The organism is Algoriphagus sp. oki45 (assembly GCF_036245605.1).
Lineage (GTDB): Bacteria > Bacteroidota > Bacteroidia > Cytophagales > Cyclobacteriaceae > Algoriphagus.
This window is the reverse complement of the sequence record NZ_BTPC01000001.1, coordinates 682,831-704,519: the sequence shown is the minus strand read 5'-3', so window position 1 is coordinate 704,519 and position 21,689 is coordinate 682,831. Positions and strand designations below refer to the sequence as shown.

The following is a 21,689-nucleotide window of genomic DNA, read 5'->3' as shown; positions in this document are numbered from 1 at the left end:
TCACTACATGGGAAATATAATTGTCGAATTCAGCAATTGGATTTGGGGAACACCGATTTTGATTTTGCTTTTGGGAGGTGGTACCTACTTTTTTATCCACTCAGGATTTGTTCCATTTAGAAAAATGGGCTACGCGATTGGACTTCTCAAAGGAAAATATGACAATGAACTTGCCCCTGGGCAAATCACTTCAAGACAGGCACTTTCTGCTGCGATTGCTTCTACTGTCGGCTTGGGAAATATTTCCGGTGTCGCTATAGCCCTGAATATGGGAGGACCTGGAGCTATTTTTTGGATGTGGATTGCCGCATTTGTCGGAATGGCTACTAAGTTTTATACCTGTAGCCTAGCTATCATGTATCGAGGAAAGGATTCTCTTGGAAATATCCAAGGTGGTCCTATGTATGTAATAGAGGAGGGGATGGGAAAAAAATGGAGGTTTCTTTCCTATATCTTCAGTATTGCAGGTGTTATTGGACTTTTAGCCATTTTCCAAGCTAATCAGTTGACTGCTGTCACTCAGGCTGTTCTTTTGGAGCCTGATACGATGGAAGAAACAGTCAGAAACCGTTGGATAATCGGAATTATCATGATGCTTCTTACTGCAATGGTCATTTTGGGAGGATTGAAGCGGATTGCTGCGGTAGCCTCCAAAATGGTTCCATTCATGGTTGCGGTTTATTTCGCTACTGTATTGATAATTGTCGTGCAATATTTTGGAGATATTCCATCGATTTTCAAATTGATTTTTGTGGATGCATTTACTGGTGAAGCAGCTATGGGAGGGGCTGTTGGATCCGTAATAATTGTTGGTGCCAGAAGAGCAGCTTTCTCTAATGAGGCTGGAATCGGAACAGCCCCTATGGTCCATGGGCAATCTCAAAATGATGAACCTATTCGGGAAGGGCTTATTGCCATGCTAGGTCCGTTTATCGATACGGTGGTAGTCTGTACGCTGACTGCTTTGGCAATTTTGCTTACCGGTGTCTGGCAATCCACGGAAAATGATGGGGTCAAACTGACATTGGCTGCTTTTGAAATCGGAATTCCAGTCATTGGAAAATACCTCTTAATGCTTTCCGTTTTGGTATTCGCCTTATCCACCATGTTTACCTATTCCTACTATGGGCACAAATGCATGAATTATCTTTTCGGTGCGGACAAGGCTGATTATTACAATTATTTCTACTTGATTACCATTGTTGTGGGAGCTGTGGCTTCCTTAGAAGTAGTTGTGAGTTTGGTGGATGGGATGTATGCAGTGATGGCCTTTCCAAATATGATCGCTGCCATTTATCTCGCTCCAAAGGTAAAAACAGCCATGAAGGATTATTTTCAGAGGATGAATGCAAAATCATGAATTTTCTGATTGCTCCCAATGCATTTAAAGGAACTATATCTGCTCAAAAGGCTTCTGACTTGATTCAAGAGGCCATTTATGAAATTCTTCCCAATTCTTCTTGTATTGCACAACCCATTGCAGACGGTGGAGATGGTACATGTGAGCTCTTATTGGAATCTTTAAACTTGAAGAGAGTTTCATTCCCTTCTCTCAATGCAATAGGTCAACCTTGCACCGGATTTTTTGGTTGGGATGAAATCGGAGAAAAGGCCTATCTGGATGTGTCTACCTGTTCTGGATTGGGATTACTTACTGAAGATCAAAAAAATCCTTGGCTTGCCTCTACTTACGGAACAGGCTTAATGATCAACTTTGCCCAAAAAATGGGAGCTAAGGAGATTGTAATGGGCCTTGGTGGTAGTGCTACCATTGATTTAGGAACGGGTATTTTAGCCGGATTGGGATTTGAATTCTTGGATGATAAAGGAAGGCTTATTCCTGTGTATTCCAGCCAATGGATGACTAAAGTTAAATACGTTCAGCTTCCAATCCCTAGACCAAAACTGAAATTTACCTGCCTCTGTGATGTTCAAAATATGTTTTATGGACAAGAAGGAGCCATACCTGTGTATGGTCCTCAAAAAGGGCTAAAGCCTGAAGAGATCAAGGATTTCGAAAACATGGTCTCAGATCTTCATCAACTTTTATTGGCCAAGGCTAATAAGGAAAAAAGAGATGTTCCGGGATTTGGGGCTGCCGGAGGTATAGCTATGGGGCTTTCTACTTTTTTCGAAGTGGCTATTGAATACGGAGCAACTTATTTCTTCGATCAAGTAAGAATGGAGGAAAAAATTAAATCTGCTGATTGGGTGATCACAGGCGAAGGAAGGTATGATAGCCAAAGTTCTCAGGGAAAGGGTTCATTTGAGTTGCTTCAATTAGCCAAAAAGAATAGAAAAAGGATAGCCTTAATAACCTCTGGAAGAGAAGGAGACCATGCAGGTTTTGATTTGGTATTGAATCTTCCGGTTTTGGATTTTAATTCCTTCAATTTGGAAAAGGAGGCCCAATTTAATCTATCAAGTCTAATGAAGGAAGCGCTAAAATCGGATAAATTTTTCTAGTTATACCCTTCTGTAATCACCTTGCCAATGACTTATGCTTTTTTTAATATCCTTTGGACTAAGGCCTTGTTGAATAGCCTTTTCCATCAAAGGAAGCAATTCGTCGTCTCCGGCAAATCGTAGTGCAATAATTTGCCCAAGTCGGAGTTCTATTTCTTTGGAGTAAAAAGACTCTCCTGTGAGATGGAAATATCTTATCCTCATCTCATTAAGAATTAGCCTGTTTTGAAGTTTGAGCGCATAAACCCTTGCTAAGAGAGGCAGAAGAACAAGCAAAAAAGCCCCAATCAAATAATAAAGACTTGAAAGAATTTGATCTGTAGAAGAGAAATCCATCCTAAAGACAGTCCAAAAAAAGAAAATCAACGAGAGCGGAGTGACTACAAAATGGTGGAATGGAAAATAGCGGGTGTGATTTTCGAAGTTTTGGGTTTTCATGGCGGGGAATAAAAAAAGGAGGCAAAAACCCCCTTTAACATATCTTTTAATGATCAGCTTTCTTTTTCTTCCCGAAGGTGCTTCTTGCATCCATTGCAGACAGCCCGGCACCCAAGCCGATAAGAATACACACTATGAAAAGAAACAGTTGTGCTCCAGACATGAGCGGAGAGCTGAAAATATCCAGTAGAATCATGATTTTATTTTTGAGTTGCTAAAGACAGGGCGAAGATAAAGCCGAGCTGCCAAAATACCAAAGTACTGATTGTGGTCCTGTGATTTTTAATCCAGATCGTCAAAATCTTCTTCAAAGTCCTCGTCTTCAAAGTCGTCTTCTTCTTCATCGAAGTCAACGAAATTGTCATCTACAAATTCGTTTTCTTCTTCCAGATCATACTCATCTTCAAACTCGTCATCAAACTCGTCTTCTTCTTCGAAGTCATCAAACTCATCGAAATCTTCTTCAAAATCCTCCATAGTCAATTTTTTAAAGGGTTTTATGATTCAACGGTACGAAATAAGAGAAAAAATCAATTAGACCAATACTGCTGACTTTAATTTTTTTTCAGGAGCTAAATTCATCTCTAATCTTTGCTGAGACAACCAATTTTCTCGAAGTAGTGCTGCCCAAGCTTTCATGTATAGGACTACATCTTCCCTAGAATTCTTGTTCATTTGATCTCTTTTGTCCTTGGGTATAGTTCTCAAAATCTCCGGATCGGACAGGCGTTCCAAATGGGAAAGATCATCCAGCGTCAGTCCAAAGTCCAGCATTTTTGCAATCATTAGGTCCATAGGATATCCGCTCGTAGGACAATAATCCAGGATTTGTTCATTCCAATCTCCATAACGCTGCATTGCAAATTGGTGAATTTCTGCCTTGGTAAATTGGGTGAGTTCTTGAGCTAAATTACCACAATTGCAAGCTCCCATATGCCCCCACTGATAGGTAGCACCATTGGAAAGCTTGGTAATTGTCTTTTCTATAGCTGCAATTAATTCCGGGTTCGCTTTTGCCATATCCTTTTTTCTTTGATAACTCGTATTTGCTTTTGAGGTTTTCTAAAGATAAAAAAGATCAAAAAAAAACTGACCCTAGGATCAGTTAAAGATGTTTTTGATGTATTTCTTGATAAGTGGTTTCGAAAGGTAGTCTCTCACTATCTGATATTGACTGGCTTTACTGATGTCTCTTTCGTCTACAGAACTACTCAGGATATAGATTTGTGCATCTGTATCCCTTGGGTGAAAGTTGTCCAAAAAATCCCACCCCGTCATCTCAGGCATATTGAGATCCAAAAAGAGATAATTGGGATTAATCGAGTCGATTTCTTCCAAAGCTCTTCTCGCACTTTGGTACTTGTAAAATTGACAAGGTTCTTTAACGTTCCTGGAAATCAATTTTTCAGTAACAAATGTGCTGATAGGATCATCGTCTATGAGAACTATTGTCAGCATCAAAATGCAGTTATTGGGGTTTGAAATACAATAAAATCAATACAAAATTGGTGAATTAATATATATTTACAAATACTTTGCCAAAAAAGAATGTGTGAATTCAATTAATTTTGGCTTTTGCGCGAAATTTTTCCTTTCCAATTAGCAAATCAAAGAAAAGTTTAAAATCTGAAGCCAAGCTAAAAAAAGGATATTTGAATGTAGCCGGCTTATTTTTTTCGAAGAAAAAATGTCCCACCCAAGCAAAGCCATATCCAACAAATGGAATGGAAACGAGCCAGATATAATTTCCTGAAATGAAAGAGGCAATCAAAATGACAAACAATAAGGCAGTCCCTACGAAATGAAGAATCCTGCATGTTGCATTTTGGTGTTCCTGAAGATAGTAAGGATAAAATTCCTCTAAAGTTTTATACTGTTTTTCCATGGTTATTTTGGGTTGATTGGGTTTGAATTCAAGAAAACTTGAGTTGCTGAATTTAACGATTTTATGACTTTTTTCTGTTTTGATTTGGGATTGCTCACTTCGGTAACGGCTGTTAGGGTCATTAGGTATTTATCCTGAATAGGGTCAATGAAATCTACTATTACCTGTAGCAGCTCATAGTTGGAAACACTTATTCTATTCATGTTTTGCATTGAATAAGGATTAAAAAACCAAGGGTCATAAACTCGATATCCCCAAAATGGGTAAGGATTTGCATAGTTTACCGTCTCTTTTTTTCGGGGGTCTTCGTTTGAATTGTATCGTATGACCACATCGGGTCTTTTTGCATCATAGACCATTCCTGCCGCTTCAAGTTGATTTTGTAGTTCAATTCTTACCATTTCATCTATGAAATTCTCCTCGAATCCTTTGATGTTGAGCTCTTTATTTACAATCACAAAACTTTGATAAGGTTTGGAAAGTGGTATTTCGGTGTTTTCCTTGAATACTTCAATAGAGCTACATGAACTGAGATAAAGAAGAGAAAGGAAAGCTATAAGAAGGATTGACTTGGGAGAAAGCATGGGTAATATCGTAATGAAGTGACTTCTCAGGAAAGTTAAATTTTCTTTGATAACGGAAAAAACAAACTGTTTATTCATTTCATTCCTTTCAAAGCGATAAGGATTATTACTTTTGGCAAAGAAATTTTATGAGTAGACCTGATTTTGATGATATTTTCATGGAATTGGCTATTAATTTGGCCAAAAGATCACATTGTATCAAAAAGCATGTGGGAGCTGTCCTGACCAAGGATACCCGGATTATTTCTATCGGGTACAATGGTCCGCCTGCCGGGACGCACAACTGTGATATTGAATTCCCTGAGCATGGCTGTGCAAGAGATAGTAAGGGAAGTTGCTCCTTGGCTCTTCATGCTGAGCAAAATGCCATCCTATATGCAGTGAAAAACAATACCTCTGTAGAAGGATCCACACTCTATGTTACCCTAGCACCTTGTCTAGCCTGCGCAAGAATTATCTTCTCTATGGGAATATCCAAGGTCATCTACCTCTTTTCCTATGCAGAGTATAAAGGAATAGGAAGTGACGAGGGAGTGGATTTTTTAAGAAAGTTTGGTGTGGAAGTAGACCGATACGCCAAGCAACTGGAAGTGCATGATCCTTTGATTTAAAGGAAATTCACTTCTGGGCTAAGCTGGATTCCAAATTTTTCATTTACGGAATCCTGGATTTCTTGGGCTAATTTCTCTATTGCCTTTCCATCCCCATTGCCATAATTGACTAAAACAAGAGCTTGTCTGGCATGCACTCCCACTTCTCCAATCCTCTTTCCTTTCCATCCAGCCTGCTCAATTAGCCATCCGGCAGGGATTTTAACTCCATTTTCAACAGGATAGCCCGGAATTGACGGAAATTGAGTTTTTAAATTGTCAAATTCCTTAGTGGAAATAGTGGGGTTTTTGAAAAATGATCCTGCATTCCCAATTTCTTTTGGATCAGGGAGTTTGGATTGACGGATTTCAATCACTGCATCACTAATCGCCTGAATACTCAGCTCTTTGATTCCTTTATTTTCTAAGGTTTCCTGTATGGCTCCATACTCAATATTGAATTTGGGCTTTTTTTGCAACCTGAAAACCACAGAGGTAATCACGTATTGATCCTTCACCTCATGCTTGAATATACTCTCTCTGTACCCAAACTGGCAGGATGCAGCATCAAATGTGACTAAGTCTAGCGTGTCTCTGTCCAAAGCATTTAAGCTTTCGAATACTTCTTTGATTTCCACTCCATAGGCCCCAATATTCTGCATGGGCGAAGCTCCGACCGTACCGGGAATCAGGGATAAATTTTCTATCCCAGCCCAATTTTGCTTTATGGCAAATAGGACCCATTCGTGCCAGTTTTCTCCTGCTCCTACTTCCACCCATATTTCATCTTGAGTTTCTTTGACCACTTCGATTCCTTTGAGCTCGATTTTGATCACCAATCCAGGGAAATCCTGTGTCAATAGTACATTGCTTCCTCCTCCCAAAATAAAGACCGGCAACTCCTTTTCTTTTGCCCAAAGCAAGGTGTCTTTAAGAGAATCCAAATCTCCAACTTGGGTAAAAAATCTGCTTTTTTTATCTATTCCAAAAGTGTTGAAAGCTTTGAGGGAGTGGTTTTCTATTATCTTCATGGTTTGGGCTTGTTCTGCGAAATAAGCAAGAATTTTGCCTCAAATCTAGAAAGTAGGCAGGTAACTGAAGACAGTTTATGCGAGAAATACAAATCAATGGAACCCGCGTGAGGTGGGGACAACAAGTAAATTTAGAAATTCCCATTGCCAAACTTCCCACACATACTTTAATTGATTTGCCTATTTTTATTCGCACATCTACTAAGGAAGGACCTGTCGTATTGATCAGCGGAGGAATTCATGGAGACGAGATCAATGGTGTGGTCACCGCAAAAAAGTTTCTTGAGGAAGTGGACCAAGGATTGGATTTGAAAAAAGGAGCTTTGGTCATTATTCCATTGGTGAATATTTATGGATTTTTGTCCAATAGTAGAACCTTTCCGGATGGAAGGGATCTTAACCGTAGCTTTCCGGGCAGCAAAAAAGGCTCTCTAGCCTCCCGAATTGCCTTTATCATCAGTGAAGAGATCATTCCCCAGATTGATTTTGGAATTGATTTCCATACAGGAGGAAGGATGCTTTCCAATTATCCTCAGATAAGAGTGGATTTTTCTGATAAAATGGGAGTAGAACTTGCCAATGCTTTTGGGACTCGATTTATGGTAAATTCCAAACACATCGAAAAGTCCTTTAGAAAAACTGCCTTCAAAGCGGATAAGCATATTTTGGTTTTTGAAGGTGGAGAATCTATGAGATTGGATCCGCTGTCCATTGATGAAGGAATTTCCGGAACAAAAAGAATGCTCAGACATCTGGGTATGATCGAAGATGCCCCTGAACCGCTGGAAACCCTGGTTTTAAAAAACAGTGACTGGGTCAGGGCTAAGGCTTCCGGAATTTTTTACTCCTCGGTAAACTTGGGAGAAAGTGTAAAAAAAGGACAAATTCTAGCAAGAATATCTGATCCCTATGGTCAGGTGGTAGTCCCTGTCAAATCCCCATCCAACGGCTATGTTATTGGAGTCAATAACAACCCCGTAATCAATGTAGGTGATGCCCTAATCCATGTTGGTGATACATAAAAAAGGCTGACCCCTTTCAGAGCCAGCCTATTCTTGACCAAGAGGAATTCCAAATTAACTGAAATAGGCACGTAAGCCTTCCAACTTTTCGGTTAGCTCTTTCTCCACTTTTCGGTAATCACCTTCATTGGATAATGGAGTATTTACTGAGAAGTAGTATTTGATTTTTGGCTCAGTCCCCGATGGTCTGGCAGAAATCTTACTTCCATCTTCTAGATAAAACTGCATCACATTGGATTTGTCCATATCCAGCTTTTCTACCTTTCCTGATTTCACCTCAGTGACCGTAGAGTTCTTTACGTCCACTATTCGCTCCACAGGACTTCCGTTCATTTCAGAGGGCGGATTTGTACGGAAGTCAGCCATGAGTTTTTGAATCTGTTCTGCTCCGTCTTTACCTTTTTTAGTTACTGAAATGAGAGATTCTTTGTAGAAACCGAACTTTTGATAAACCTCAGCAAGCACTTGGAAGACATTTTTGCCTTTGGTTTTGTAGTAAGCGATAGCCTCTGCGACCATGGCACAAGCACTGACACCGTCCTTGTCTCTGACAAAATCTCCAACCAAATAGCCATAAGACTCTTCTCCGCCACCGATAAAGGTCTCTTTTCCCTCCAATTCCCGGATAATTGCTGCGATATTTTTAAAACCAGTCAACACATTGAAGCATTTCACTCCAAATCCCTCTGCGAGCTTGTTGATCAGTTCGGTAGTCACAATGGTATTGACCATGAATTGGTTTCCGTCAAGTTTTCCGGCCTCTTTCCACTTGGAAAGCAGGTAATAGGTCAAAAGAGTCCCTGTTTGATTTCCATTGAGCAATTCGTATTCACCAAATTCATTGGGGACAACGGCGGCATATCGGTCCCCATCCGGATCACAGGCTAAAACTAGGTCTGCATTGACCTTTTTACCCAATTCAACTGAAAGTGTCAATGCTTCAGCCTCCTCGGGATTGGGATAAATTACAGTAGGGAACGTTCCGTCCGGCTTGATTTGCTCCTGCACTACATGGATATTGTTAAATCCAAAAGCTCGAAGTGCATCAGGAACCATTTTGCCAGAAGCTCCATGGATAGGAGAGAAGACAATTGGCATAGATTGATAAGCTTGGATCGCTTTGGGTGAAAGACTCAATCCTTTCACCCGGTCAAGATAAATTTGATCGAAACCCTCTTCTATGTAATGTAGGAGCTCGTCATTCTTTTTCCAGTTGACTTGGTCAAATGAGGTGATTTTTTTTACCTCATTGATGATGTTCGTGTCATGTGGAGCGACTACCTGAGCTCCATCGTCCCAATAGGCCTTGTACCCATTGTATTCTTTAGGATTGTGTGAGGCAGTGATCATTACCCCTGACTTGCAGCCAAAGTGCCGAACGGCAAAGGAAAGCATGGGAGTAGGACGCATCTCTCTGAAATACAGAACACTGATCCCGTTTGCCGTCAGTACATCTGCCGTGGTACGGGCAAATAGCGTATGGTTTATTCGACTGTCATGGGTGATAGCGACTTTGATTTCCTCTTTTGGGAAGCATTGAAGCAGGTAATTAGCCAATCCTTGGGTAGCCATGCCGACGGTGTAGACATTCATTCTGTTGGTGCCAACCCCCATTAATCCCCGTAATCCCCCTGTTCCAAACTCAAGGTCTTGATAAAAGGAATCTGCCAACTCTATAGGGTTTACTACCATTAATTTCTTGATGGCTTCTTTGGTTTCGGCATCTATATTGCCATCTAACCACTTTTGAACTTTGCTAGCTATAGCAGGATCTATTGAACTCATGGGTTTAAAAATTTCTGTACGTTTCTAAGTTATATAAAAAGTCAAATTTTGCCACCATTCCCAATAAATGTCTTTTGGTAAGAATATTTTTCTGCCTGATTCTCAATCCCGAAAAGAGATTCTTTATTTTGGATCGGCTTTTGTGCCAAGTCCTTCTATGAAAAATCACCTGTTTTTTTCCTCTATTTTCCTTTTTGTTTGGTTCCTCATTCTCCCAAGCTCATTTATGCCAAGGGAAAAGGATAGCTTAATTTGCTTGAATGAAAATATCAAAATCAGGGAATCGATAGTAGATCTTCAGGTGTCCATAGGAGAAAAGCTTTTCGTATTTGGTAAGAAAAGCGGTACTCTCGATATGGTAAAAGTTGGGATGGATTTATTGCCCTTTTCTCAACTACTTCAGGAGAGTAATCCTGATATAAAACTAAGACAGATTGGTTGGAAAAGACTAAAAAACGGCACTGTCCAGATTATTTCTTCATTTGATTCCTGGCCAACAGGTTTAGTTTGGTCCATCTTTCCTGATGGCAAACTGAAAATGGAAGCAACTGGGGAGATCTTAAACACTAATTCGGCTGATCAGCATCTGGGATTGGATTTTGATTTTCCAGAAATGGAATTGAAGAAAGTCTTTTGGAAAGATCATTCGGGATCATCGGGAGAGTGGAGCCTGGAGTCTCCAAATCAAACTCCGCCCTCATTTTTTGCTTCTTTAGATTATGTGGATTTGGTATTTGACCAAGTGGGAGTAAAGGTAAGATCTGATGGAAGAGGTGTAGGGATGCTGTGGAAATCTGTTGCTGAAATCAATCAAAGAGCAGATATCCGATTTATTTTGAATCCGCAGGAGGGAGAATTTTCTACCGTCTTAAAATCATCCGATACACCGAATTCACAAACCGCACAAGATCTAAATCATAGTAAAACCAATACTTCAAAAAGCATTTCCTTATGGTTTGATTTTCAATGATTTTTATATTTCACTTATTGGGATATACATACTTGGGAAAAAGACCTGAATTTTATTTGTGATTTGAATCTTTGGAGTAGGTTTACACATCCATTCTATATCTAAAGTATGGATATTTTCTTTTTTGGAAGTATATTTTTGGATCTCAATTACAGCGGTAAAATGAAATTATTTACCCTATATCTATTCCTATCGCTGTTTGAGTCAATTTATTTGTTTCTAAGAATTCTTGCCATTTTTGGCTAAAAAAATCAAATTGTTCTTCACCTTAACTTGTCTGATATGAGAAACTTGTTTGTGAGTTTTTTTATTCTTTTTTCCTTTTCTGCTTATTCGCAATCAGCCCGACTCAAGACTCCTTGGACTGATAAAGTGGATCCTGAGGCACCATTGCAGGAGTATCCGAGGCCACAGTTGGTTCGAGCCGAATGGCAAAACCTAAACGGACCTTGGGACTATGCCATTTTACCCAAAGGAAGCCTGCCTGAGACTGGTTTTGCAGGAAAAATCACCGTTCCATTTCCTGTTGAATCCTATCTGTCAGGCGTGCAAAAGGAAGTCGGCCCGGAAAATGAGCTTTGGTATGAAAAGTCGTTTGATTTGGCACTTCCTACCAAAGGAAAACGTATTTTGCTCCATTTTGGAGCCTCTGATTGGGAAACAGAGGTTTGGGTAAATGGGAAAGGTGCCGGAAAACATCAAGGAGGATATGATTCCTTTTCTTTTGACATTACCCCTCATTTGAATGCCGGAAAAACTCAAGTAATTCGAGTGAGGGTGTGGGACCCAAGCGATTCGGGCCCCCAGCCAAGAGGCAAGCAAGTCAAAGAGCCAAAAGGAATCTGGTACACTCCGGTGACAGGCATTTGGCAGACCGTTTGGCTTGAAACAGTCCCCGAAAGCTACATTTCGGGAGTTTATTCCAATACGGACTGGGAGATTGGAATTCAGGTATTTTACCCTGAGGTAAATACCTCTAAATCAGATCTAGAAGTGGAAGTCTTGGTAAAGGAAGGTGATTCCGTGATAGGTACTTTTAAAGGGAAAGCTGGTTCTCCGATTCCTGTAAAGCTGAATTCACCTAAAGCTTGGTCCCCTGATTCTCCTTTTCTTTATAAGGTGTCTGTAAAATTATATGAAGGTAAAAAGCTGATTGAAGAGGTCAAATCCTACGCCGCTTACAGAGATATTCGCATGGCAAAGACTTCGGATGGATTCCAACGTCTGTTTATGAATGGTAAGCCACTATTTCAATATGGTCCTTTGGATCAAGGTTGGTGGCCCGATGGTCTTTATACGGCTCCAACAGATGAAGCCTTGCTTTTTGACATAGAAAAGACCAAGGAGATGGGCTTCAATATGATCCGAAAACATGTCAAATTAGAGCCTGCCCGATGGTATTATCATGCGGATAGATTGGGGATGCTGGTTTGGCAGGATATGCCGAGTGGAGACATGGGAAATCGCTGGGAAGTTCGTCCGGGAGTGATTCGGGAAAGTGTGGAGAAGGTGAGGACTCCCGAATCTGAAGCCATTTTCAAAACCGAGTGGAAAGAAATCATCAACGAATTCAAGTTTTTTCCGTCCATCGTGGTTTGGGTGCCTTTTAATGAGGCCTGGGGTCAGTTCAAAACCACAGAAATCGCCCAAATGACCCGGGAATTAGATCCAAGCCGCCTGATCAACTCGGCATCCGGAGGAAATTTTGAAATGGAAGGATCCACTATAGTGGGTGATATTTTGGATCTTCATAATTATCCCGATCCTGTGATGCCCAATCCTGAGATATTCGGAGAAAATTCCATTATGGTATTGGGAGAGTTTGGAGGACTTGGACTTCCGCTGGAGGGCCATACTTGGCAGGAAAAAGACAACTGGGGATATCAGAGTTTTTCCTCGGCGGATGAGTTAAAAGCAAGGTACTCCGGTCTGATTGAAGATTTGGCAGAATATATTCCCCGTGGCTTGGCAGCAGCAATCTATACCCAAACCACTGATGTGGAAATCGAGACGAATGGGCTGATGACTTATAATCGGCAAATTATCAAAATTGCCGTCGAAGAGCTGAAAAAGATGCATGAGAAGCTGTATAAATAGATATTAGACACAAGACATAAGATGCAAGAAACAACTTTTCGCATCTTATGTCTATGGCCTTACATCTAGGGTCTAACTCTTACACTACAAATTCCCTCTCAATTCCTGTTCTCTTTCAATCGCTTCAAACAGAGCTTTGAAATTTCCTTTTCCAAAGGAAGTAGCTCCTTTTCTCTGAATGATCTCAAAGAAAAGGGTAGGGCGGTCCTGTACCGGTTTGGTGAAAATCTGAAGCAAATAGCCTTCTTCATCACGGTCTACCAGAATATTTAGGTCTTTGAGTGGCTGAAGGTCTTCATCGATTTTTCCCACCCGATCCAAAAGATCGTCATAATATGTGCCGGGAACTTCAAGAAATTCAACTCCTCTTTTTCTCAATTCACCGACCGTGTGAATGATGTCATCCGTAGCGATAGCCATGTGCTGCACCCCGGGGCCTCCATAAAAATCCAGATATTCTTCAATTTGGGACTTTTTCTTGCCTTCTGCAGGTTCGTTGATCGGAAATTTGATGTAGCCGTTGCCGTTGGAAACTACCTTGGACATGAGGGCGGAGTATTCGGTGGAGATATCTTTGTCGTCAAAAGTGATCAGCAGCTTGAAACCCATCACTTTTTCATAGAAATCCACCCATTGATTCATTTCTCCCAGAGCCACATTTCCCACACAGTGGTCAATGTATTTCAGACCGATTGAGGTCGCCTGATAGGTGCTTTTTCTAGGTTTGAAACCAGGCAAAAAGATTCCCTTGTAGTTTTTTCTTTCTACGAAGGTGTGAATAGTATCTCCATAAGTATGAATGGAGGCCATTTTCACTTCTCCATGTTCGTCTTTAAAAACTTTCGGTTCAGCTGCAGATTTGGCTCCACGAGAAGTGGTCTCTTTCCAGGATTTCTCTGCATCATCCACCCACAGGGCCAATACTTTTACCCCGTCTCCATGTTTTTGAATGTGGGCATTGATGGGGTGCTCTGAGGAAAGAGGTGAAGTGAGAACCAACCGGATTTTGTCCTGCTTGAGAACATAACTGGCTCGATCTTTAACTCCGGTTTCTGGACCGGAATAGGCGATCAATTCAAATCCGAAAGCATATTGATAGTAAAGAGCACTCTGCTTGGCATTGCCAACATATAGCTCTACATAGTCAGTACCGTTTATTGGTAAGAAGTCTTCGTTCATGGTGAGTTAATTTGGGTCTAAATTCATCCCAAAGTTAAGAAACTTCACCAAATAATATTTGGCAGGGAAAAGCTATTCTTCTGGATTTTTATTTCTCCAAAGTGCAATCCAAGCCATAAGAAGAAAGGCAAGTCCCCAAGTGCCCACCGAGGTCTCCATAGTAAGCCATAGCAGGAAAAAGTAATAGGGAATGGCGAAGCAGAAACCGATCAAAAATTTCCAGGTGGCTGTAAATACCTCGTCTTTAACCCCCGGCTTTTTGAGCAGCCAAAGGCCAAAAAGTGGCAAATGGAACAGTTTCATCACCTTATTCCTGAGACCGGAGATTTCGGGTATAGGATTCTTGGCCTTTCCATGGGCTAGAAAATAATCAACTTCAGACTTAGAGCTCACATCCACTTGGTGGTCCAACATGCTTTGAAGGTTGGCTTCATAACCCTCATCAGGGATATTTACTGCCAGTTCTTTCAGCTCTTTTTCCACTCGTTTGGTCAGTTTGCCAGACTGGGAGGATGGCATATCCACGGGCACAGGGACTCCAAAAGTGATTCTGACCTGACATCCGGATCGCTTATGTGCACTGTAGTCAATTGCCACAGGAAGAATGACAGGCTGGACCTCAGGATATTTTTCAATCAGCCCAAAAGCCATCCGGGTAAATCCTTTACTCAAAGGCCTGACATTTCTGACTAGACTGTGTCCGCCTTCGGCAAAAATGATGACAGTACCTTTGTTTTTCAGTACCTCAAAAGTCTTCTCGAAGGTATTTTGATTTTGCTGAATCGTGGAAAAACCATCCCGAACCCGATACACAGGAAGCATGCGGATAAAGTCCAGGAGTTTGGCAGCGATTGGATTTTTGAATACCGATGCCCGGGTCAAAAAGTAGGGGCGAAGCCGTGTATGTGTAGCCAAAAGCAAGGGATCGATCAACGCATTTTGATGATTGGCTACTAGAATTATCGGTTTCCCTTTTGGGATATTTTCCTTGCCAAGGACGTGGATCTTATGAAAATAGCCATGCAGGGCAATTTTCACTAAGACTCTCAATACTCCATTGAAAAGGTTTTTTATCATTTATTTTTCCAAAATGTGGCGACTCCCAAACCGGAAATCAGATGCCAAATACCCCACCAGGCAGTGATGATTGCCATCCCGCCCAGACCGTCAAAATACGTGAAAATCAAAACCAGACCCAAACCGGAATTTTGAATTCCTGTCTCAATAGTGAGCGTTTTGATATCAGGAAGAGGGAGTTTGCCGAGTTTCCCTGTGGTAAAACCGGCTAGCAATGCAACCAGATTATGTGCCAGAACCCAGATGAATATCAGCTGAATGTATTGAATAAACAGATTAAAATTGCCTGCAAAAGCAATAACCACAAAGGCGGCAAAAATCAGAATGCTTAAAGGACGGAGTATTTTGGAGGCCTTATCTGCAAATTCAGGTAACTTCTGACGGGTAAGTATTCCCAAAATCAAAGGAACGCCCAAAATCAAGCCTACTGTCATAAAAACCTCTCCAATATCCAGTGAAATCTCTTTCAGCATGGACGCGGTAGGTGAATAAAGTCCAGCCCAAAGGGCGAAATTCAGGGGAGTAAGAAATATAGAACTGCTGGATGAAAAAGCGGTAAGACTAACTGATAAAGCTGTATTTCCTCTAGCCAGACTGGAAAGGAAATTGGAAACATTTCCACCAGGACAAGCAGCCACCAGAAACATTCCCAAAGCCACACTTGGAGGAGGCTGAATACCTAAAACCAATAGGTAAGTGAGGAAAGGGAGCAAAAGAAACTGTGAGAAAAGGCCAAGGAAAAACCCTTTTGGATTTTTTGCCAAGTATTTAAAATCACTCCATTTCAGGTCAAGGGCCACTCCATACATGATAAGTGCCAAAGCAAGATTGAGCAGAAGTAGGTCTCCTTTAGAGAAATTGAGGCGAACGGAATCGAGATCGGTTGGGGTCACTACTTTGCGATTTGTCCAAAATGAGGGAAAAATCAAAATCGAAATTTTAGAAAATGGAATTTTTCAAAAAATAATATATCCTACTAAATCCTGTGGAAGTCGAATTTTATTGAATTGAGGTCAAAGTGAATTATCGTTATATCTCCCTTTTGTTAAATGATCTGGGATTCCTAAATCATCAGCAAGGTGAATCTAAATACTAGATCAGATTTTTTCCCAAAACGGGATAAATCAGATTTCCTCCGACTGCATCCTGATTTTCTGTTAGCCAATCTAGGGGTTCTAGGAGAAGTTCATCGGAAAGGTCAAAGGTCCCAAAGTGCATGGGAATAAAATTTTTACCCCTCATTTCCTGAAATGCTTTCACTGCATCCATAGGACTGGTATGAACTGGATGCATGAACCACTCCGGCTTAAATGCACCTACACCCATCATCGCATAGTCAGGTGCTCCCAGGGTATCGCCGATCATTTGGAAATGAGGACCATACCCTGAGTCACTCATGAAATAGAGGCTCTTTTCCCCACTTTCGATATAGTACCCACCCCAAAGTCGCTGATTGGTGTCCAATAGCCCTCTTCTGGACCAGTGCCTTGACGGGACAAAAGTAATCCTCAGACTTTCCTTCAAATCATAGGATTGAAACCAGCCTGCTTCCTGGATTTTGTTTTTTGGCATCCAAGGCTGTAAAAGATCGCTCATTTTCAATCCGGTAAGAATCTGTGCCTGAGGTAGGGTCTTGCCCAGCAGCTTCAAAGTAGCTTCATCACAATGATCCCTGTGATCGTGCGAAATCAGAATATAATCGATCCCTTCCAAAGTCTCCGGATCGATGGGTAGGTCAGAGTACCTTTTTAATATCCAGTTTTCTAGCCAAACAGGATCGGTCAATAAGGTCACTCCTCCAATATGAATCAGATAACTCGCATGCCCCAGCCAGATAATCTGATCATTTCCGTTGGGCTTGAATTGGTCGATCTTTTGGACTTCCAATCTTCGATTATCCTTCTTCTTTTCTTCGGCTTGAGGATTCCCTTTGAGTTTCCATTTCAAAACTTCTGTCAAACTTGCCTCAAAAGGGTGGAAAAGATTCTGAAAAGTGCCATCACTTCGCAGAGGCGTACCTTTCCAACCAGAAGGAATTCTGTCGTAGGCAAGTTTGGGATTGGATATGTAGCTCAAAGTGGGTTCGGGTTTTAGATCCAAATAGTGATACAGAGCAACTGCCGGGACTGCAACTCCCAGGCTACCGAGAAACTTCCTTCTGTTCATCATTGGTCTTTTCTAAAAGAAAGGCAAGGATATTCCGGACAATTAACCACAAGGATCAATTGTCTTGCGGGATATTCATCAAAAGCTTGATCACTTCTTTGGGTGTGCAGGCTTTCCCGAGCCATTCGTCCTGGAAAAACAACTGAAGGTTGTATTCCAGCTCGAATATCAAGCCATTGATAAAAACGGGGTCCATGTTCAGCTTTTGGATAAAGTGATCGTTTTTTCGCTCACCGGCTAGTGTGATGCCATAGGAGTGGAAGACCTCCACTGCTTTTTTAAGTTTTGAGAATTGTTGGTTCATAGTTTCAAATAGTAGGCGGTAATAATTTATACATCACAGGGGTGACAATTCTCGAGAGAAGTGTCGAGCTGATCAAACCTCCAATCAGCACTATTGCCAAGGGAGAAATCAGCGGATTGGTACTCAGCGCAATGGGAATCAATCCTCCGATTGCAGTAATGGTAGTCAGTACGATGGGCAAAAACCTGATCTCTCCGGCCTCTCGGATAGCCAAGTCCAAAGGCCTTCCTTCTTTTCTCAATTGATTGGTGAAATCCACCAAAAGGATTGAGGTCTTTACTTCAATACCTGCTAACGCAATAAGGCCTATAATCGCTACGAAAGACAAAGAGTTCCCGGTAATCCAAAGTGCGGTCAAAGCTCCTACCATACCTAATGGAATCACGGAAAGCACGATAATGGTACTTTTGAAGGTTTTGAACAGTAAGATCAAAACCGCAATGAAAAGGAACACCGTTACGATGATGATGGTATTGAAACCGGCAAAAGACTCTTGTCTAGTTTCATATTCACCTCCCATGGTATAACTGTATCCGTCTGGAAAATCCAATTTATCCATCTCTGCAATCACATCAGAAATGACCCGGTCTGCCAGGAAATTTTGGTCGACAAAAGCAGAAACCGAAACAGCCCTCTTTTTATTGTAGTGATCAATAGTCAGCGTACTGCTTTCCAGTTTTAAATCAGCAAACTGAAATAAAGGAACGGCTGCGCCTTGGCCATTGTTTACGTACAGTCCGTCAAAGGTTTGGAGATTTGCCCGCTCTGTCCTTGGACTGGTCACTTTCAGCGTGCGCTCTATGCCTTCCGAGTCGGTAAACGAGCCTAGGTCCAAACCTGAAATAGCCAACCTTACTGTACGGTCAATATCTCCGATTGAGACTCCCAATTGTCTTGCCTTTTCTTTGTCTATGGCTACTCGTATGTCGGTTTTAAGATTGGCTACAGGATTATTGATGTAGATGGTTCCTTGGGTTTGTCTCAGGAGAGATTCTACCTCACCGGCTAAGGCCCGAAGAGTATCCAGATTTTCTCCGGTAAGCCTTACTTCTACAGGTGCCGTCACCGGAGGACCTTGCTCAAAGTTTTTGATTTCAACCTTTGCTCCCGTAAAACCTCCAAATTTTGCCTTTAGGTCTTCAATCAGCTTAAGCTTGTCTGGAGGAGAGGTTTCAGGCTGGAGCTGGACGAAAATCTGAGCATAATCGGTTCGCTCATTTTCCGGGATTTCGTTGTAATAGATTCTCGGGTTTCCCTTACCCACATTTGTTGCAAAATTCCGGATAGTTGGGATTTCCATCAATTCTTTTTCTACAGCTTGGGCAACCTCATCTGTGGTAGTCAAGTTGGACTGCAAGGGTGTGGTGATATTGATCAGAAACTGTGGCTTTTCCGAAGGAGGAAAAAGGCTGAATCCAATAATGGGAAACAGGGCCATGGAGGAAAAGAAAATCACTGCAGCCAGGACCAGAGTTCTTTTTGGACTGTTTAGCGCCTTTTCCAAAAGGGGGGCATAGCTGGCATGGATTCCCCGCTTGAAGAGTTCGTAAATTTTGTTGGAATGGTCGGGGCCTTTGTCTTTCAATAGCCAAGTAGAAAGAAAAGGAATGATAGTCAGCGAAACGATCATTGACGCAAATACACTTAAAATCACAGCTATGGGAAGACTTCTGACAAAATCCCCCGAAGCCTCAGGCAAAAAAACCAAGGGTAGGAAGGCGATTATTAGGGTGACCGTGCATCCTACCACTGAAAGCGAGATTTGCTTTGTGGCTTTCAAAGCAGCTTCTTTCTTCGAAAATCCTTCGATAATCCAGCGTTCGATATTCTCGACCACCACAATACTGTCATCCACCAGCAGTCCCAATGCGACTACCAGACCTACAATGCTCAATTGATTGAGTCCAAAACCTAGAGCATTGAGCAAAACCAAGCCGATCGCTAAGGAAAGGGGAATGGAAATCATCACAATCACCGAGGCACGATTGCCCAAAGGCAAAAGGGTAAGAAAAACCAACCCGATAGCGATAAGAAAGTCTATCCCCAATCCGCCCAGTCTACGATTGACATAATTGGCTTGATCAAAAGCTAAGTAGAAATCAATGTTTTCCGGAAGTTCCTGCTCAAAGTGATCCAGTACAGCTAAATACTTCTCCTGAATGGTTGAAATATTATTTCCTTCCTTGAGTGCAGCAGTGACAAAAATGGACCGATAGCCATTGATTCGGGTAATGTGCTTGCTCTCTTCCCAGTCTTCAGCTACAAGAGCTACGTCGCCCAGTTTTACTTTTTTTCCTTGATAGGAAAAAATGACCGTCTCGGCTATTTCTTCGGCCGTTCGGTAATTTCCACTGGTTTTCACATTGAAGGTCTTGCTCCCTGCATCCAATTGCCCCCCAGGAAGGTTGCCCAATTCACTCTGAAGACTTCCTAAAACGGCGTTTAGAGGAATATTCATTTCTGCCAGTTGATCTATTTTCAACTTGACCGTAACTGTGGGTTCAGGAAGTCCATGGATAGTAATTTTCTTGAGTTCGGTGATTTTCTCAAGCTCGTCCTGCAGGCGTTCGCCATACTTTTTTAGCTGGTCTTTCCCGGCTGTCTCACTGATCAGGGCGATCTGAAGGATGCTTACATCCGAAGGCCTTACTTTCCTTACCTCGATGGAGTAAATATCCTGAGGTAGGTCAGGCCGAAGAGCATTGATCTCGCGGACGAGTTCCTGATACTTTTGATCCACATCTTCTTCGTAGTTGTATTCCACGAAAAGAATGGCAACTCCATCCTTGATCTCTGTTTTGATCTTTTTGATATTTTCCAGGGCATAGACTGCCTTTTCGATGGGGTCTACCACCAGCTCCTCCATATCCTCGGGGCTGGTCCCGGGATAGATGACGATCACGGGAAACTGTGGAGACTCGATCACCGGGTCTTCACTTCGGGGCATATTCAGAAAAGTAGTCAGCCCAACGGCTATAGTCATGAGGAAAATCACCAGAGTAAACTGGTAATTCTTCACTGCGAATTCAGAGATCTTCATGTCAGTCCTGGATTAATAGGTTGGATCCTTCGGACAAATAGGCACTTCCGGAGACAATCAGTTCTTTTTGATTTTCAAGGCCTGATTTCACCTGAATCTGAGTGGTTTCCAGTTTTCCGAGTTTGACTTTGATCTTTTTGGCTGTCTTCCTGTCCTCGGTCACAAATACATAACCTATGTCGCCTTCAGCATCCAAAAGAGCCTCATAGGGGATAAGCCAACCCTCAGTCTTCTGACTGGGAAAAATTTCTGTTTTGCCAAACATCCCCGATGCCAAGGCAAAATAAATTTCCGTTTCTGGCTGGATTTCTACCCAATAGGCACCGGTAGCCATATCAGCGGCCTGGGATTTTCGAATCACTTTTGCAAGGATTTTCTCCACTACATTTTCCAATAGGATGGTAGCCGAATCCCCGATAGCTATGCTGGACCAGTTTTGTTCATTGACAGTAGCTTGAAGAGTCCAGGAATTCTGATTCGCACCGTTGATTTGAAAGACCGGAGCTCCGGGGCCTACTTGCTGGCCCGAGTTGACAAACTTTCGCAGGACATAGCCACTTTTGGTTGCTCGAATCTCTGAATAACTTTTATTGAATTCCGCAGCCCGAAGCTGTTGCTCGGCAATTTGAAGAGCTGTTTGACTGTTTTGAAATTGCTCCAAGGTAGCGACACTGTCTTGGTAGAGTCTAGCCGCTCTTTCTGAGTCTCTCTTTGCTTTTTCATAGGCAAGCTTTGCTTGCGTGACTCCGGCATCCACTTCTGTCAAATCCAAGGTGGCCAATAGCTGGCCTTTTCGGATAGGGTCGCCCTCCTGCACAAACATTCCGGAAATTATTCCTCCGGTTTTAAAGGAAAGCAAGGTCTCATCTTTGGTCGAGAATGTACCACTGGCCTGAATTGTAGGTGAAAAGGCTCCGCTCTGAAGAGAAATAGTTTTCACCGGAATGGCTTCTGATCGGGATGGGAGCTGTTTTTCGGGAGTGGATTGGCCACAGGCAATCAGTAGGAGTAATCCTACCGGAGCTATTTTTGAAAGGATAGGAAAAGGTTTCATA

22 protein-coding genes are annotated in these 21,689 nt (G+C 41.9%); 6 read left to right on the top strand and 16 right to left on the bottom strand.

The genetic code is table 11. From position 1 onward, the window contains the following. Window positions 1–7 precede the first annotated feature (7 nt). Window positions 8–1,360: an alanine/glycine:cation symporter family protein gene (locus AAA942_RS03130; RefSeq protein WP_338218775.1), complete on the top strand. Its 1,353-nt coding sequence runs from the start codon at window positions 8–10 to the stop codon at window positions 1,358–1,360. Further along, window positions 1,357–2,466: a glycerate kinase gene (locus AAA942_RS03125; RefSeq protein ID WP_338218774.1), complete on the top strand. Its 1,110-nt coding sequence runs from the start codon at window positions 1,357–1,359 to the stop codon at window positions 2,464–2,466. Before AAA942_RS03130 ends, AAA942_RS03125 begins: the two co-directional genes overlap by 4 nt. Here AAA942_RS03125 and AAA942_RS03120 read toward each other — a convergent pair whose 3' ends face one another. The 7 genes from AAA942_RS03120 to AAA942_RS03090 all read right to left on the bottom strand — a co-directional run bounded on the left by AAA942_RS03120 (window position 2,467) and on the right by AAA942_RS03090 (window position 5,373). Then, on the bottom strand, window positions 2,467–2,904 hold the full coding sequence (locus tag AAA942_RS03120; protein ID WP_338218773.1) for a DUF6526 family protein: 438 nt from the start codon (window positions 2,902–2,904) through the stop codon (window positions 2,467–2,469). Window positions 2,905–2,950: 46 nt separating this feature from the next. Further along, entirely contained in the window at window positions 2,951–3,100 is a 150-nt protein-coding gene (locus AAA942_RS03115) for a hypothetical protein (protein ID WP_338220040.1), read from the bottom strand. Window positions 3,101–3,186: 86 nt separating this feature from the next. Next, complete coding sequence (locus AAA942_RS03110) at window positions 3,187–3,381, bottom strand: hypothetical protein (protein WP_338218772.1); 195 nt, start codon at window positions 3,379–3,381, stop codon at window positions 3,187–3,189. 57 nt (window positions 3,382–3,438) lie between these two features. After that, window positions 3,439–3,924: a hypothetical protein gene (locus tag AAA942_RS03105; RefSeq protein WP_338218771.1), complete on the bottom strand. Its 486-nt coding sequence runs from the start codon at window positions 3,922–3,924 to the stop codon at window positions 3,439–3,441. A gap of 81 nt (window positions 3,925–4,005) precedes the next feature. Beyond that, complete coding sequence (locus AAA942_RS03100) at window positions 4,006–4,362, bottom strand: response regulator (RefSeq protein ID WP_338218770.1); 357 nt, start codon at window positions 4,360–4,362, stop codon at window positions 4,006–4,008. Window positions 4,363–4,462: 100 nt separating this feature from the next. Next, entirely contained in the window at window positions 4,463–4,789 is a 327-nt protein-coding gene (locus AAA942_RS03095; protein ID WP_338218769.1) for a DUF962 domain-containing protein, read from the bottom strand. A 2-nt stretch (window positions 4,790–4,791) separates the two neighbouring features. Beyond that, window positions 4,792–5,373, bottom strand: coding sequence for a DUF4136 domain-containing protein (locus AAA942_RS03090; protein WP_338218768.1), 582 nt, complete (start codon window positions 5,371–5,373; stop codon window positions 4,792–4,794). A 128-nt stretch (window positions 5,374–5,501) separates the two neighbouring features. Between AAA942_RS03090 and AAA942_RS03085 the strand changes: the two genes are divergently transcribed. Then, window positions 5,502–5,984 carry a deoxycytidylate deaminase gene (locus AAA942_RS03085; RefSeq protein WP_338218767.1) on the top strand — a complete coding sequence of 161 codons (483 nt, stop codon included), beginning with the start codon at window positions 5,502–5,504 and terminating at the stop codon, window positions 5,982–5,984. Here the strand turns inward: AAA942_RS03085 and murB are convergent. Next, on the bottom strand, window positions 5,981–7,027 hold the full coding sequence (gene murB, locus AAA942_RS03080; protein WP_338220021.1) for a UDP-N-acetylmuramate dehydrogenase: 1,047 nt from the start codon (window positions 7,025–7,027) through the stop codon (window positions 5,981–5,983). The genes AAA942_RS03085 and murB overlap by 4 nt on opposite strands. Before the next feature lie 44 nt (window positions 7,028–7,071). On the opposite strand from murB, the gene AAA942_RS03075 reads away from it, so the two are divergent. After that, window positions 7,072–8,016 (top strand): succinylglutamate desuccinylase/aspartoacylase family protein, encoded by a 945-nt coding sequence (locus AAA942_RS03075; protein ID WP_338218766.1) that lies wholly within the window; start codon window positions 7,072–7,074, stop codon window positions 8,014–8,016. A 54-nt stretch (window positions 8,017–8,070) separates the two neighbouring features. Here AAA942_RS03075 and AAA942_RS03070 read toward each other — a convergent pair whose 3' ends face one another. Then, window positions 8,071–9,801 (bottom strand): phospho-sugar mutase, encoded by a 1,731-nt coding sequence (locus tag AAA942_RS03070; protein ID WP_338218765.1) that lies wholly within the window; start codon window positions 9,799–9,801, stop codon window positions 8,071–8,073. Window positions 9,802–10,057: 256 nt separating this feature from the next. Between AAA942_RS03070 and AAA942_RS03065 the strand changes: the two genes are divergently transcribed. Both AAA942_RS03065 and AAA942_RS03060 read left to right on the top strand, forming a co-directional pair. Next, complete coding sequence (locus AAA942_RS03065) at window positions 10,058–10,771, top strand: hypothetical protein (protein ID WP_338218764.1); 714 nt, start codon at window positions 10,058–10,060, stop codon at window positions 10,769–10,771. A gap of 282 nt (window positions 10,772–11,053) precedes the next feature. Then, entirely contained in the window at window positions 11,054–12,868 is a 1,815-nt protein-coding gene (locus AAA942_RS03060; protein WP_338218763.1) for a glycoside hydrolase family 2 protein, read from the top strand. 84 nt (window positions 12,869–12,952) lie between these two features. Here the strand turns inward: AAA942_RS03060 and hppD are convergent, their stop codons facing one another. From hppD to AAA942_RS03025, 7 genes are all read right to left on the bottom strand, one after another. Next, window positions 12,953–14,047 (bottom strand): 4-hydroxyphenylpyruvate dioxygenase, encoded by a 1,095-nt coding sequence (gene hppD / locus AAA942_RS03055; RefSeq protein WP_338218762.1) that lies wholly within the window; start codon window positions 14,045–14,047, stop codon window positions 12,953–12,955. Between the two features lie 72 nt (window positions 14,048–14,119). Then, a complete protein-coding gene (locus AAA942_RS03050) occupies window positions 14,120–15,124 on the bottom strand; it encodes a 1-acyl-sn-glycerol-3-phosphate acyltransferase (protein WP_338218761.1) in 1,005 nt (334 codons plus the stop codon). After that, window positions 15,121–16,017: a bile acid:sodium symporter family protein gene (locus tag AAA942_RS03045; RefSeq protein ID WP_338218760.1), complete on the bottom strand. Its 897-nt coding sequence runs from the start codon at window positions 16,015–16,017 to the stop codon at window positions 15,121–15,123. Before AAA942_RS03045 ends, AAA942_RS03050 begins: the two co-directional genes overlap by 4 nt. Window positions 16,018–16,216: 199 nt before the next feature. Then, on the bottom strand, window positions 16,217–17,290 hold the full coding sequence (locus AAA942_RS03040; protein WP_338218759.1) for an MBL fold metallo-hydrolase: 1,074 nt from the start codon (window positions 17,288–17,290) through the stop codon (window positions 16,217–16,219). A 55-nt stretch (window positions 17,291–17,345) separates the two neighbouring features. Continuing rightward, the gene (locus AAA942_RS03035) at window positions 17,346–17,594 is read right to left on the bottom strand and encodes an acyl carrier protein (RefSeq protein ID WP_338218758.1); all 249 of its coding nucleotides are present in this window, start codon (window positions 17,592–17,594) and stop codon (window positions 17,346–17,348) included. Between the two features lie 4 nt (window positions 17,595–17,598). Continuing rightward, window positions 17,599–20,634 carry an efflux RND transporter permease subunit gene (locus AAA942_RS03030; RefSeq protein ID WP_338218757.1) on the bottom strand — a complete coding sequence of 1,012 codons (3,036 nt, stop codon included), beginning with the start codon at window positions 20,632–20,634 and terminating at the stop codon, window positions 17,599–17,601. Between the two features lies 1 nt (window position 20,635). Continuing rightward, window positions 20,636–21,688 (bottom strand): efflux RND transporter periplasmic adaptor subunit, encoded by a 1,053-nt coding sequence (locus tag AAA942_RS03025; protein WP_338218756.1) that lies wholly within the window; start codon window positions 21,686–21,688, stop codon window positions 20,636–20,638. Window position 21,689 lies beyond the last annotated feature (1 nt).

Coding starts and splice junctions, on each gene's coding strand:
- AAA942_RS03100 (WP_338218770.1), bottom strand. CDS start 4,362: ATGCTGACAATAGTTCTCATAGACGATGATCCTATCAGCACATTTGTT.
- AAA942_RS03025 (WP_338218756.1), bottom strand. CDS start 21,688: ATGAAACCTTTTCCTATCCTTTCAAAAATAGCTCCGGTAGGATTACTC.
- AAA942_RS03110 (WP_338218772.1), bottom strand. CDS start 3,381: ATGGAGGATTTTGAAGAAGATTTCGATGAGTTTGATGACTTCGAAGAA.
- AAA942_RS03035 (WP_338218758.1), bottom strand. CDS start 17,594: ATGAACCAACAATTCTCAAAACTTAAAAAAGCAGTGGAGGTCTTCCAC.
- AAA942_RS03075 (WP_338218766.1), top strand. CDS start 7,072: ATGCGAGAAATACAAATCAATGGAACCCGCGTGAGGTGGGGACAACAA.
- hppD (WP_338218762.1), bottom strand. CDS start 14,047: ATGAACGAAGACTTCTTACCAATAAACGGTACTGACTATGTAGAGCTA.
- AAA942_RS03040 (WP_338218759.1), bottom strand. CDS start 17,290: ATGAACAGAAGGAAGTTTCTCGGTAGCCTGGGAGTTGCAGTCCCGGCA.
- AAA942_RS03120 (WP_338218773.1), bottom strand. CDS start 2,904: ATGAAAACCCAAAACTTCGAAAATCACACCCGCTATTTTCCATTCCAC.
- AAA942_RS03115 (WP_338220040.1), bottom strand. CDS start 3,100: ATGATTCTACTGGATATTTTCAGCTCTCCGCTCATGTCTGGAGCACAA.
- AAA942_RS03090 (WP_338218768.1), bottom strand. CDS start 5,373: ATGCTTTCTCCCAAGTCAATCCTTCTTATAGCTTTCCTTTCTCTTCTT.
- AAA942_RS03125 (WP_338218774.1), top strand. CDS start 1,357: ATGAATTTTCTGATTGCTCCCAATGCATTTAAAGGAACTATATCTGCT.
- AAA942_RS03030 (WP_338218757.1), bottom strand. CDS start 20,634: ATGAAGATCTCTGAATTCGCAGTGAAGAATTACCAGTTTACTCTGGTG.
- AAA942_RS03095 (WP_338218769.1), bottom strand. CDS start 4,789: ATGGAAAAACAGTATAAAACTTTAGAGGAATTTTATCCTTACTATCTT.
- AAA942_RS03085 (WP_338218767.1), top strand. CDS start 5,502: ATGAGTAGACCTGATTTTGATGATATTTTCATGGAATTGGCTATTAAT.
- AAA942_RS03060 (WP_338218763.1), top strand. CDS start 11,054: ATGAGAAACTTGTTTGTGAGTTTTTTTATTCTTTTTTCCTTTTCTGCT.
- AAA942_RS03070 (WP_338218765.1), bottom strand. CDS start 9,801: ATGAGTTCAATAGATCCTGCTATAGCTAGCAAAGTTCAAAAGTGGTTA.
- AAA942_RS03050 (WP_338218761.1), bottom strand. CDS start 15,124: ATGATAAAAAACCTTTTCAATGGAGTATTGAGAGTCTTAGTGAAAATT.
- AAA942_RS03105 (WP_338218771.1), bottom strand. CDS start 3,924: ATGGCAAAAGCGAACCCGGAATTAATTGCAGCTATAGAAAAGACAATT.
- AAA942_RS03130 (WP_338218775.1), top strand. CDS start 8: ATGGGAAATATAATTGTCGAATTCAGCAATTGGATTTGGGGAACACCG.